General features: G+C 51.9%; 13 protein-coding genes. 7 read left to right on the top strand and 6 right to left on the bottom strand.

Going from position 1 to position 12,326, the window contains the following annotated elements; genetic code table 11:
* The first annotated feature begins 62 nt into the window (after positions 1-62).
* The 5 genes from D568_RS0108115 to D568_RS0108100 all read left to right on the top strand — a co-directional run bounded on the left by D568_RS0108115 (position 63) and on the right by D568_RS0108100 (position 2,322).
* A complete protein-coding gene (locus tag D568_RS0108115; RefSeq protein WP_020209093.1) occupies positions 63-251 on the top strand; it encodes a ParD-like family protein in 189 nt (62 codons plus the stop codon).
* The gene (map, locus tag D568_RS0108110) at positions 244-1,017 is read left to right on the top strand and encodes a type I methionyl aminopeptidase (protein ID WP_020209092.1); all 774 of its coding nucleotides are present in this window, start codon (positions 244-246) and stop codon (positions 1,015-1,017) included. Before D568_RS0108115 ends, map begins: the two co-directional genes overlap by 8 nt.
* Entirely contained in the window at positions 1,014-1,370 is a 357-nt protein-coding gene (locus D568_RS22250; RefSeq protein WP_211211641.1) for an Nmad3 family putative nucleotide modification protein, read from the top strand. Before map ends, D568_RS22250 begins: the two co-directional genes overlap by 4 nt.
* On the top strand, positions 1,328-1,513 hold the full coding sequence (locus D568_RS21925) for an Nmad3 family putative nucleotide modification protein (RefSeq protein ID WP_020209091.1): 186 nt from the start codon (positions 1,328-1,330) through the stop codon (positions 1,511-1,513). Before D568_RS22250 ends, D568_RS21925 begins: the two co-directional genes overlap by 43 nt.
* Positions 1,514-1,833: 320 nt before the next feature.
* A complete protein-coding gene (locus D568_RS0108100; protein ID WP_157497758.1) occupies positions 1,834-2,322 on the top strand; it encodes a hypothetical protein in 489 nt (162 codons plus the stop codon).
* A 76-nt stretch (positions 2,323-2,398) separates the two neighbouring features.
* On the opposite strand, the gene D568_RS0108095 is transcribed toward D568_RS0108100, so the two are convergent.
* Entirely contained in the window at positions 2,399-4,396 is a 1,998-nt protein-coding gene (locus tag D568_RS0108095; protein WP_020209089.1) for an alpha/beta hydrolase family protein, read from the bottom strand.
* Between the two features lie 141 nt (positions 4,397-4,537).
* On the opposite strand from D568_RS0108095, the gene D568_RS0108090 reads away from it, so the two are divergent.
* Positions 4,538-5,827, top strand: coding sequence for a DUF2254 domain-containing protein (locus tag D568_RS0108090; RefSeq protein ID WP_020209088.1), 1,290 nt, complete (start codon positions 4,538-4,540; stop codon positions 5,825-5,827).
* A 26-nt stretch (positions 5,828-5,853) separates the two neighbouring features.
* Here the strand turns inward: D568_RS0108090 and D568_RS0108085 are convergent, their stop codons facing one another.
* Positions 5,854-6,870 (bottom strand): LacI family DNA-binding transcriptional regulator, encoded by a 1,017-nt coding sequence (locus tag D568_RS0108085; protein WP_020209087.1) that lies wholly within the window; start codon positions 6,868-6,870, stop codon positions 5,854-5,856.
* A 212-nt stretch (positions 6,871-7,082) separates the two neighbouring features.
* Between D568_RS0108085 and fucP the strand changes: the two genes are divergently transcribed.
* Positions 7,083-8,384, top strand: a complete 1,302-nt coding sequence (gene fucP / locus D568_RS0108080; protein ID WP_020209086.1) for an L-fucose:H+ symporter permease — start codon at positions 7,083-7,085, stop codon at positions 8,382-8,384.
* A gap of 26 nt (positions 8,385-8,410) precedes the next feature.
* On the opposite strand, the gene D568_RS19730 is transcribed toward fucP, so the two are convergent.
* The 4 genes from D568_RS19730 to lysS form a co-directional block, all read right to left on the bottom strand.
* A complete protein-coding gene (locus tag D568_RS19730) occupies positions 8,411-9,355 on the bottom strand; it encodes a DUF4380 domain-containing protein (protein ID WP_020209085.1) in 945 nt (314 codons plus the stop codon).
* Positions 9,356-9,418: 63 nt separating this feature from the next.
* Positions 9,419-10,267, bottom strand: coding sequence for a thioredoxin family protein (locus D568_RS0108070; protein ID WP_020209084.1), 849 nt, complete (start codon positions 10,265-10,267; stop codon positions 9,419-9,421).
* 28 nt (positions 10,268-10,295) lie between these two features.
* Positions 10,296-10,829, bottom strand: coding sequence for a YaeQ family protein (locus tag D568_RS0108065; protein ID WP_020209083.1), 534 nt, complete (start codon positions 10,827-10,829; stop codon positions 10,296-10,298).
* Positions 10,830-10,833: 4 nt separating this feature from the next.
* Complete coding sequence (gene lysS / locus D568_RS0108060) at positions 10,834-12,318, bottom strand: lysine--tRNA ligase (protein WP_020209082.1); 1,485 nt, start codon at positions 12,316-12,318, stop codon at positions 10,834-10,836.
* Positions 12,319-12,326: the final 8 nt, after the last annotated feature.

Raw genomic sequence — 12,326 nt, 5'->3', positions numbered from 1 at the left:
CACTTGCTTCTCGCTCGCAGGAGTATACAATTCATATACGTTTTATATACTGGAAATAACCTATGGGTATTGTGAAAATATCAGACGAGCTGCACGATGACCTCCGTATTGCCAGCCAGGTCATGGAGCGTTCTATCAACGCCCAAGCCGAATTCTGGTTGAAAATTGGCCGCCTGGCGGAGCAGCATCAGCACTTGAGCTTTGCCGAATTAATTCAGCAAAGCCTGCAGGAGGCCCGCAACCGTGGATGAAGTGATCATCAAGCCCTCTGACGCCATCAATAAAATGCGTCGCGCCGGACAATTACTGGCCCAAGTGTTTACCGAACTGGATAAGCAGGTTAAGCCGGGCATTACCACCATGGCCATCAATAACTGGATAGAGTCTTACATTCGCGAGGAGCTGAACGCCCGCCCGGCAAGCCTCGGTCAATATGACTACCCCTACAGCTTGAACGCCTCGCCCAACTTAGTGGTCTGCCACGGCTTTCCGACCGATAAACCTCTGAAAGAGGGCGACATTCTCAATTTGGACATTACGCTGGAAAAAGACGGTTATATCGCCGACTCCAGCAAAATGTACACCTTGGGCGAGGTCACGCCCTTAGCGCAGAAGCTGGTGGATGAAACTTACGCTGCACTCTGGCATGGCATAAAAGCGGTCAAGCCTGGCAACACGTTAGGTGATATAGGCTACGCCATTGCCCGTCATGCACGTGAGCACGGCTTTAGCGTGGTGCGGGATTTTTGCGGCCATGGTATCGGCCAGCAAATGCACGAAGCGCCACAGGTACTTCATTTTGGCGCGCCCGGTAAGGGGCTTACCTTACGTGAAGGCATGACCTTTACCATTGAGCCGATGATCAATCAGGGCAGCCCCAAAACCCGTACACTGAAAGACGGCTGGACCGTGGTGACGCGCGACAAACGGTTATCGGCGCAGTGGGAACACACCGTTCTGGTCACCGCCGACGGTGTTGAGGTTCTGACCCTGCGGCCGGAAGAACAAGCACCGTGAAGTTGGTGTTAAGCCGAAAAGGCTTTGACTCCTCTGCTGGCGGCTTTCCCAGCCCGATATTTTCCGATGGCCGAATGCTGTCGCTCCCCATACCCGATAAACAGGGGCTAACAACCTATAAAGACATAGCGACAAGCGTTGGCCCAATGAGTGATCTACTGCAACAGCTCGGCGGCCAACACCCATGGTGCGACACGCCAGCACACCTGGATCCGGATTTACGCTCCGACGCCCTGCCCCGCCTGCCCGGATGGCAGCCTAGGCCAAACGGGTACCGCGCAAAGCCACCTGCACAACCTGGCGGTGGGCATTGCCATCCTTCTTTTATCCTTCATCCGACAAACCACCCCTGAGCTATCACAGCAAACCCGAGCGCTGGCAAAAAACCAATACACAGGTAACACTGCAAGCGGCCGCACGAGGCCAGGAATTTGTGTTAGATACTCATTACTACCCCGATACCGCCGCTTGGCTGGTCTCACTGTTACGTCATTAACACGAGCATTAAAGGCAGCCCAATTAATGGGCGCGCCTCCGTCACACGCACCAGAAAAGTGTTACCCTGCGTGACGAATCACGCACCAAAACGATAACAACTCTGTAACAAATCACCATCATTGGGCGTTTTTATTTCTTTATAGAATAAAAAACACTAAAAATAGATTTAAATAATTAAAAAATATAGAAAAACGTAACCTCCGGTAACACAGATGTAACCTAAATCCGTAGAATAGACCTCAAGCAAGTCAACCACTTGCTATTCAGGCAGGGGATACCCTCCCCACATTGTTTTATGGCTTATTTGAGGTTTTAACCATGTTTACTTTATCTGCACGTAGCAAACTTTCATCTGCTCTGGCTGTACTGGCACTGGCTGCTGCTGGCAATGTTGCCGCTGCTGACAAAACTATTTCTGGCGTTGTTGAATCGGTCGATTACGAAACCAACAGCGTAACCGTTGTCGAAAAAGGCACTGGCGAGATATTCACCTATGCATTCACCGACACCCCGAAAGTGCGTGTGAATGGTGTACGTGGCAGCGATATGGGTAAGGTTCTGCCCGGTCAGCATGTTGCGCTGAAACTGAACCGCATTGAAAAAGAACAAGAGAAAGAATTTAACCTGGTTAAAGGTGAAATTCTGGAAATCAACCGCGAGCAAAACCTGGCGTTGATTCGCCCTGCCAACGGTGGCGCACCACGCGTAATTGAGCTGCCCGATACTCTGGCAGTATCAGGCCTGGGTAATAGCGTCAATGACCTGCAAGAAGGTCACATCGTAACCCTGAAGTACACTGCGCGCTAATGCCCAAATGAGTTAAGAATAGCCATAAGTAGAAATGCCCGAAGAGATGCCCGGCCACAAGCCGGGCATTTTTTTATCAACCGTCGGATAAATAAGGATTCACAAACTCCAAAATCGCTTTTAGCGTTTGCTGGCGTGTTGCAGAATACTCAAGGTAATGACTTTCGTTATCCAGCTCGATAAACATTGACGACTTACCGGCATCTTGCAGTTCATCGTGCATGTCTTCTGATTGCTCAATGGGTACGACCTTGTCATTCTCACCGTGAATCAGCAGTACCGGCGCTTTAACCTTCGCGGCGGCGTATACCGGCGAAATGGCTTTTAAGTCCTCCTCCGTATATTCACTTTTCACCATGGAACGCTCAAAATATTCTACAACCCAATGATCATCGCCTCTGCTTGAGCGACGATCATCCAGCAAGCCCTCAAGATCCGTCACGCCATTGATCGAAACCGCGCAACGATACAATTCAGGCGTGTAAGCAGCGCCCGCCAAAGCGGCGTAACCGCCATAACTGGCACCCACAATACACACCCGTTCTGGATCGAGCAGACCACCATTGCCGAAATACTCTACGGCATCGGTAAGGTCATCTTGCATTTTTCGTCCCCACTCTCCCTGCCCGGCCATATAGTGGTCTATCCCAAATCCTACCGAGCCGCGAAACTGGGGCTGAATCACTAAATAACCCCGCGCGGCAAAGGCCTGTGCTATCCAATCAAAGGATTGTCGATCGTAGGACGCTGGCCCGCCGTGAGGCAGAACCACAGCGGGCATCTTGCGCGGACCCTCCGCCCGGCTGTTCGGCAGAGTTAAGATGGTGGGGATTTTCAAACCATCGCGAGCTTTGTAGGTGTGAACCACCGTGGGGTGAACCATGGAGTCGTCGATATCTGGATACGACGAAGCCAGATAACGCAGCTTTTCACCAACCGAAGACAAGTAATAATCACCCGAACTGGACAGCCCCCGCACCAAAAACACCAAGTGCTGCCAGTCAGGTGACCAATCCGTTAAGGTCACATGCTGATCGGGAAATTGTGCCACAACCGCATCAATCCGAGCCTGATGCTCAGGATTGAACATCTGATACTTAGGCCTAAATCCGGAGTAAACAACACCATAGGCGATACGATTAATATCCGTCAGCAAGCTCGCCACATCGGCATCGGAACGTCCAATGGGTGTCGGCGAAATGCTGCCGTCGGCCAACGACATTGTGAAATAACCCTCGCGCCCGGTAGCCTCATCGGTATCAAGAAACACCAGCGACTTCAGGTCAGCGGTCACCGCTCTCATTGAAAATTCGTACAGTGCCGTTTCCCGAGAGAAAATAGTTCTCCAGCCCCGTTCGGTGGGCACCTCAATCTCATGCAGATTTTTTCTGTTGTCGTAAATCTCTTGTGCCAGCACATTACCCTGACCATCCAGAAAATAATCCTGGGTATCTGGCTCACCTCTTACCATCTGACGAGGCCGTCTGGGAGAGTTTAAGGTAACCCGCATTAGCGAGAAATCGGGGCTGAGATCGTTGTTGGACTCATGCACAAAAGCAGGCATATACACGTACTTATTACTGTCAGAGGTTCCCACAATACGTCCCAACCCAAGCTGCCCCCCTGCAATCACGTCGCCAGGCCTGAGTAACTGCTGCAACTCTCCACTATTCACATCCAATACAAACGCCGTACTGATATTATGGCGCTGTCGAAACCCTGACAAACGCATATTTTCACTGGCGACCAGCACCAGATGCTCATCGTCCAGAAAATACAGATAACCAGGGTCAATGCTGCCCACATTAACGCCAGAGAGTAACTTTTTCTCTTTTAAGGAATATACAACTACCGCATCCTGCCCCTCAGTGACTTTGCGAAACGCCAGCAAAGAGCCGTCAGGGGAAACTCGCATTTGTTGAGTTTGTGGCAGCACTCCGTAGGCAGAGACCACTTCATCTATGGACGGAGTAACGCTCTTTGGGTTATCTGCGAAGGTAATAGTGGAATAAAGCAAGACTAACGGGGTTAAAAAACGAACAACCGCAAAGAGCCGTTTCCTGTATTTTTCCATAAACATATTCCATTTTACTGTTATTGTTGAGGGACTATCGCCCACTAAAAGTGCGTCACTTTAACAAACAGAGTTGTTGTGCCACACACAATGAGTCACCCTGATCGTTCCCATCAGGTGACCTAGAATCAGGAAAGGCCTATGCTAACAAAACTCGGCTGGAAGTTATTGATGTTGAGCCGTGCGCTGTGGATGCGAACCCTTGCGTTCGCAATACTCGCCGTAGCGACAGCTCTGATTGCTATAGCCCTGAAAGGGTTTATTCCCGAATCCCTCTCGGGACTGATTGGGGCAGAAGCAGTGGATAAGGTACTGTCCATTCTCGCTTCCAGCATGCTGGCGGTGACAACCTTTTCACTCAGCGTCATGGTGTCTGCCCATAGCGCGGCCGCTAACAACCTTACACCCCGGGCCACACGTTTATTGCTAGAAGACTCCACCACGCAAAATGCCCTGGCCACGTTTGTTGGCTCTTTTGTTTATTCCCTGGTAGGTATTATCGCCTTAAGCACGGGTATTTATGGGGATCAGGGCCGAGTCATTTTATTTTTGGTGACCATCGCCGTGGTTGTGTTGATAGTAGGCACCATCTTGCTGTGGATTAACCACTTGGCGCGCCTGGGTCGAGTCAGTGAAATTGCCGATAGAGTCGAGAAAGCCGCCAGCTCGGCAATAATGCGCCGAGGGGAACACCCGTGGCTGGATGGACAGCGTTTGGATAATACTGAGAACATTCCTGAAGGATGCCAGGCAATTCTTCCCGAAGCGACAGGCTATGTTCAGCACATTGACATGCAAGCTTTAAACAATTGGGCTACTGAACATGACGCCAAGCTTTACGTAACAAGCCTTCCAGGAAAGTTTGTCCACCCCCACCACCCCATCTTATTTGTAGAACTCAAAAATAAAAACGTGACTGCAGACACCCCCACTGATTCGATAGCGAAAGCCATTACGATAGGAGATACTCGCTCTTTCGATCAGGACCCTCGTTTTGGCTTACTGGTTATGGCCGAAATTGCTTCTCGGGCTTTGTCGCCCGGCATTAATGACCCAGGTACAGCCATTGAAGTATTAGGGCGAGGGGTACGCTTAATTGGTCAGTGGACTGTGACACCTGACGATGTCAGTGATATGCAGGTGCCCTACTCCCGGGTATTCGTTCCCCGAATAGAGCTTGAAGAGTTATTTATCGATTTTTTCAGTCCCATTGCCCGTGACGGCGCAGGATTAATTGAAGTTCAAATTCGACTGCAAAAATCACTTGCGGCTCTTGCCGCGATAGACGATGGCTTTAAAGAAGTGGCGTTGCAAATGGCGCAAAGATCTCTGCTAAGAGCGCAGCAAGCTTTCAACCTTGAAGCAGACGCGACCACGTTAAAACAAGTGCACGACAGACTTTTTGCTCAGCAGATGTCGCCGGATGGTTAAATGAAATAGCGCCTGCGGCAAACCTATTACGAATAAACCTCTCCCGTGCTTTCACGCACCAGAATCCGGCAGCTCATGATTGCTGCCGGCATTTGCACCGCCTTGCCCTTTAATTGCTTAATAAGCAGTTCTGCGGCTTTGCTGGCCATTTCTTCAATGGGCTGGCTTACGGTGGTTAGCGACGGGTAAATTTGGTGGGCAACCGGCGTATCGTCAAAACCCGCTACCGACAACGCGCCCGGAATACTCAAGCGCCGATGGTGCGCCTCCTTGATAACCCCGGCCGCCATATCATCGTTACTGGCGAAAATAGCGCTGGGTGGCTCGGGTAAATCCAGCAACACCTTGGCGCACTCGCGACCAGAATCAAACGAGTTATAACCTTGGGCCACCAGCTCAGGGCTGGGTTTGATTCGACTTTCTTTAAGCGCGGCAAGGTACCCCTGATAACGTTCGGCTACCGCTTTATGGTCCGGATGCCCGGCAATAAAACCTATGCGTTTATGACCCAACTCAAGCAAGCGACAGGTCATATCGTAGGCGGCTTCTTGGTCGTTGGTTTGCACGTAGGGGCAGGCGCTTTTATTTTCTGTGGGCGATAAACGCACAAAAGGCACCCCCGCGCTCACCAGGCCATCCACAAGCTCGGTCATATCCGACACTGGCGGGGTAAGAATTAAGCCATCCACTCTGCCCTGGCGCACCAAAGCCAGTACTTCATCCGCAAGCTCGGGCTCGGTGTGACGACAGGGGTGAATCAACAGATCATAACCGGCGCGGCGGCAGGTTTGCAGCGCGCCCTCTTGTACATCAATAACATAGTTCGCACTGGGGTTGTCGTACAAAAGCCCGAGCACATACGAGCGATTGGCCGCCAGCGAGCGGGCCGACTGGCTGGGGCGGTAGTCCAGCTCATTAATCGCAGCCTGAACCTTTTCGCGGGTACTGGCACGCACATTGGGCTCGTTATTGACCACCCGCGATACGGTTTTCATGGATACTCCCGCGAGTGCGGCGACATCATCAATGGTTGCCTTGGCCAAGTATCTGCTCCTGCAAAGAAAAGCGCATTCTACCCTAACGCCTGCTGTCTGCATAAAGGAAGCTGACAGCGCTGTCAGCTTCCTTTATAGTAGCGCCCATAACAAGCGGGAGTAAAACCGCAGGCCGCTACCGGAGGCCAAGCCTGACACAACCAACAAAATCACGCCCCGCCCTGGGCGTTATTCTTATAACGATGCTACTGAGGTGAACTATGGCAACTGCTCCTGCAGGCTCAAGCGCCAAAGCGGTCGACAATACCGACCACACTAACCAAAACTACACCGGCCCCCTGGTCATTATTACCATTCTGTTTTTTATGTGGGGCTTGCTCACAGCCATGAACGATGTGCTGATACCCCACTTAAAAAACGTGTACACCCTAACCTACACCCAGGCAATGATGGTGCAGTTTTGCTTTTTCTTTGCCTATGCGGTGGTCTCCCTGCCCGCCGGTGCGCTGATTCGTAAAATTGGCTACCAGAACGGCGCAGTGACCGGTTTGATTATTGCGGGCTTTGGCTGCTTTTTGTTTTACCCCGCCTCTATGAGTACCTACACATTATTCCTGATTGCATTTTTTATTCTCGCAGCAGGTATTACGGTGCTGCAGGTGGCGGCCAACCCTTATGTAACGGTGCTGGGCCCTGCGCGCACGGCATCCAGTCGCCTGAATTTGACTCAGGCGTTTAACTCGCTGGGTACCACCATCGCCCCGGCCCTGGGCGGTTTACTGATTCTCGCCGCCGCCGGTGAAGCTATTGACCCTGCCGTGATGAGTGAGGCCGATACAGCAGCGGCCAAAGCCAAAGAAGCGGCTGCCGTACAAATGCCGTATCTGGTGCTGGCGGGCTCTTTGATTGCATTGGCCGTGTTTTTTAAACTCGCCAAATTACCAAAAATAACCCACGACGACCCAGCCACAACCGCGCAACCCACGGAGAAAGGCTCAATATTTAAACAGCCTCACCTGATTCTGGGGGCGCTTGGCATTTTTATGTACGTCGGCGGTGAAGTCGCCATCGGCAGCTTTCTGGTGAACTTTTTTGGTGAAAGCAACATCGCCGGATTAAAAGAACACCAGGCAGCGGCCTATGTGAGCTTTTACTGGGGCGGCGCCATGATCGGTCGCTTTATCGGCTTTGTGGTGATGCGCTATGTACAACCGGGTAAAGTACTGGCCTTTAATTGCCTGGCGGCCATCACATTGATTTTGTGCGCGGTATTTTTCGACGGCAAGGTGGCCATGTGGTCCATTATTGCGGTGGGCCTGTGCAACTCCGTCATGTTCCCCACCATATTCAGTATGGCACTGCATAAGCTGGGCGCATTAACCAGTCAGGGCTCGGGCTTGCTGTGTGTTGCTATTGTAGGCGGTGCGATAGTGCCCTTGCTGCAGGGCGTATTGGCCGACACCATCGGCATTCAATTATCCTTTTTACTGCCTGCGGTGTGCTACGCCTACATTCTGTTTTACGGCATTAAATACGCGAACTTGTATCGCGGCGCCGCATAAAAAGTCTCGGATTAAAGAAACAACGTTTAATCCGCATTCGACAACGCAAGCCCAGCAAGCTGCCGGGCTTGCGCTGTCAGCTCACTGAGCGTGAGATCATTCTGCGTCTCGCTAAAAACCCACTGCACTTGCCAGTCTAATGTTTCACCAGCCTGCAAAGTGGCCAAATAACCTTGCTGCTCAAGCTCGATATAATTGCCCTCGGGCGAGGCGTAGACTTCAATCTCGCCTTCATTGGGCGCCATCAATTCAGCGGGCACATTGGCAAATACTTTAACCAGTAAATAATCATCGTTCTGATAGGCCAGCCAGCCCTCTTCACCGTCGGTCATTACCTTGTGGTGCTCAGGACCAACATCCTCAGAGTTAACAACATACCAACTGATTCCCTGCTGCTCTTGAAACGGTAAACCCGCAAAGTCACCCGTAAAGTATTCGGTGTCGCCCTTGGGAAAGAATACCTGCCCTTGCGCTGGCAACCGGGTAATTTCCCAGGGCGCCACCGTGACACTGCGATCACTGACATTGTGAATCTGGTAATCAATGTGCAGGGTATTTTTCAGGGGGCTTAAACGATAGCTTTTACTGAAAGCCAAACCCAATTCAGCATCACTGTCGCTGCGCAGTGTCACTCCGGTATCGGTCAGATTAACGCGGTACGGCGCAGAATCTAACGCCTCTGGCGGCGGCCAGCCCCAGTCACTCTGCGGGCTGGGCCAGAGTACACTGCCCCAGTTATTGGCGTTAGTATCGGCGCAGGTAAACAAGCGTTCACGGCCGTTAAAAACAACCGAAGCGACTCGCCCACCGGCGTGCGGAGCAAGGGTAACGGTTAAATTATCTCGCTCCAGCGTTATGGCGTTGTCGTTAATGCTGAGGTAATCGGGAGGTGAAACAGAAGCCGGAGCTTGCGCCTGCTTTTCACAGGCGCTCAAACTCAACACACTGACCATCAAAAGCGTTTTTCGCATTATTATTCTCGCTCGCGGATTCGTATTCCAGGTTACGAATACTCAGAGTTTAAGCCTTTAACATTAGTACAGCAGGGTAAAGAGTTTGCGCTGATACTCGACCGCCAGTGGGTCGCCCTTGCCTAACGCGGCAAGAATATCGGTGATTGCTTTGCGCGGCGCGCCCTCTTTAAAGTTGCGATCGCGCTTAAAAATATCCAGCAATAACTCCAGCGCGTTTTTGTGCTGCCCCTCTTCGTTCATTTGCACCGCCAGCGCATAGGCGGCGTCAAGGTTATCCGGATTAGCATCGTACTCGGCCTGCAGCTTTTCCAGCTCGGGGGAGTTAGCCGCCTGCTTCTTTAGCTCCAGCACAGCCATCGCCTGCTGGTAGCTGGCATCCTGGTCAGCCATTTTTACTTGCGACAGCACAGCCTCAGCCTCTTCAACGCGATTCATTTCGGCGTAACACAAGCCCAACAAATTGGCGATAAACGGCAGTTGATTGGAATCTTCCAGTGCCTGACGCAGCAGAGGCAAGGCATCGGCGTAGTTCGCTTCGTCGATAAACGCTTTCGCCTGGGCGACATCCGCCTCCCAGGCTTTGGGTAAGTATTTATCCAGCAATTCGCGAATTTGCGGTTCCGGCTGCTCACCGGCAAAGCCGTCTACCGGTTGACCGTCTTTGATAAACATCACGGTAGGCAGGCTTTGAATACCAAACTGCGACACCAGCATTTGCTGGTCATCAACGTTGATTTTTGCAAGGAGCAAATCATTGGGGTATTCACCAGCGATTTTTTCCAGAATTGGCGTCAGGTTCTGACACGCTGGACTGCGCGAAGACCAGAACTGAACAACGACCAAACGCTTGAAAGATTCGTCGATAACAGTTTGCTGGGCATTTTCTGCGGTTACATCAAAAATGTTCATAGCTGTGTCTCGCTTTAGAGATTCTCGCTTAAATATCGGTTAACGGTGTGATATTGACACTCTGCGCATCGCTACTGACAAAGGCGCTACCTTCGCTGATACACACACTGAGGTTCATATTTTTAGCGGCCAATGTCGCAAGCTCACTCACTTCGTCGGCGTTTAAATGGTATACGGACAACGCGGAAAACTGATTCAACTCATTCTCCACCGTGGGCCACCATTGATCCCGGCCGCGACCTGCGGTGTAAATGATTTGCAGCTCAGAGCGAGAGCGCCCTTTTTTCATTTTATCGACGCTCGGCTGGCCCACCTCAATCCATTTTTCAATCACACCCGAGGGGGCCACTTGCCACAGGTCGGGTTCATCAGCGGTGGACAAGCCTTTGCCAAACGTCAGATCATCGTGGGCGTGAAAGCACCAGGCGAGCAAGCGCACCATCATGCGTTCTTCGGTTTCCGACGGGTGACAGGCGAGCGTTAACTTGGTATCCAGATAAACCTGTCGGTCCATGTCCGACAGGTTTAACGTTACTTTATAGACACTCGCACTCAGCGCCACGGTCTTATTCCGGGCGCATGTGCGGGAAGAGCAGCACGTCGCGGATGGTAGAGGCGTTAGCGAACAGCATCACCAAACGGTCGATACCGATACCCTCACCGGCGGTGGGCGGCAGGCCGTATTCCAGCGCACGTACATAGTCGGCATCGTAATGCATAGCTTCATCATCGCCCGCGTCTTTTTCAGCCACCTGTTCGCGGAAACGTTCGGCCTGATCTTCGGCGTCGTTAAGCTCCGAAAAACCGTTAGCCACTTCGCGACCACCGACAAAAAACTCAAACCGTTCAGTCACAAACGGGTTGTCGTCTTTGCGCCGCGCCAGCGGTGATACTTCCGTCGGGTATTCGGTAATAAACGTAGGCTGATCCAACTTTTCTTCTACGGTCGCCTCGAAGATTTCAATTTGCACCTTGCCCAAACCGTAACTGTCTTTGAGCGGAATGTGCAGTTTTTCCGCCACCTTGCGCGCCGATTCCAGATCGGAAATATCCGCCGCCGCCAGCTCGGGGTTGTACTGCAAAATAGAGTCAAACACGCTGATGCGGTTAAAAGGCTTGGCGAAATCGTATTCAGTGCCCTGATAGTTGATGGTGGTGGTACCCATTACACTTTCGCACATACCACGCAGCATGCTTTCGGTGTGGTTCATCAGGTCGTGATAATCGGCGTAGGCCTGGTAAAACTCCAGCATGGTGAACTCGGGGTTGTGACGGGTCGAGACACCTTCGTTGCGGAAATTGCGGTTGATTTCATACACCCGCTCGAAGCCGCCTACCACCAAGCGTTTTAAATACAGCTCGGGGGCAATACGCAGGTACATATCGATATCCAGCGCGTTGTGATGGGTCACAAACGGGCGCGCCGTGGCGCCACCGGGAATCACCTGCAGCATGGGGGTTTCCACTTCCATAAAGCCCTGGCCGTCCAGGTAGTTGCGAATAAAGCTGATGCACTTTGAACGCAGTTTAAATGTGTCGCGCACCTCGGGGTTGACGATCAAATCTACGTAGCGTTGACGATAACGCAGCTCTTGATCCGCCAGGCCGTGGTATTTTTCAGGCAGCGGACGCAGGGATTTAGTCAGCAATTTCCACTCGGTTAAATTTACGTACAGATCGCCCTTGCCGGATTTATGCAAAGGACCTGAGCCTGCGACAATATCGCCGATGTCCCACTGGCCATCGTGCTCTTTCATGGCTTTTTGCACGTCTTTACTGGCGTAAAACTGAATGCTGCCCTCGCCGTCTTGAATCAGCATAAACGGGCCGCGCTTGGCCATGATGCGCCCGGCGACACTCACCTGATAATCCAGCGCCTCTAGCGCTTCTTTGTCCTTTTCCCCGTACTCGGCTTGCAGCTCAGCACTTACATGGGTGCGGCGAAAGTCGTTGGGAAAGGGATTGCCGCGCTCGCGAATCGCCGCGAGTTTGGTGCGGCGCTCGGCGATCAGTTTGTTCTCTTCCTGGGCGGTTTGCTTTTCGTCAGTCATGTCGAATC

Origin of the sequence: Gilvimarinus chinensis DSM 19667 (assembly GCF_000377745.1) — a bacterium.
Taxonomy (GTDB): Bacteria; Pseudomonadota; Gammaproteobacteria; order Pseudomonadales; family Cellvibrionaceae; genus Gilvimarinus; species Gilvimarinus chinensis.
Note: the sequence above shows the minus strand (reverse complement) of the source record. Positions and strands in the feature narration are given on the sequence as shown.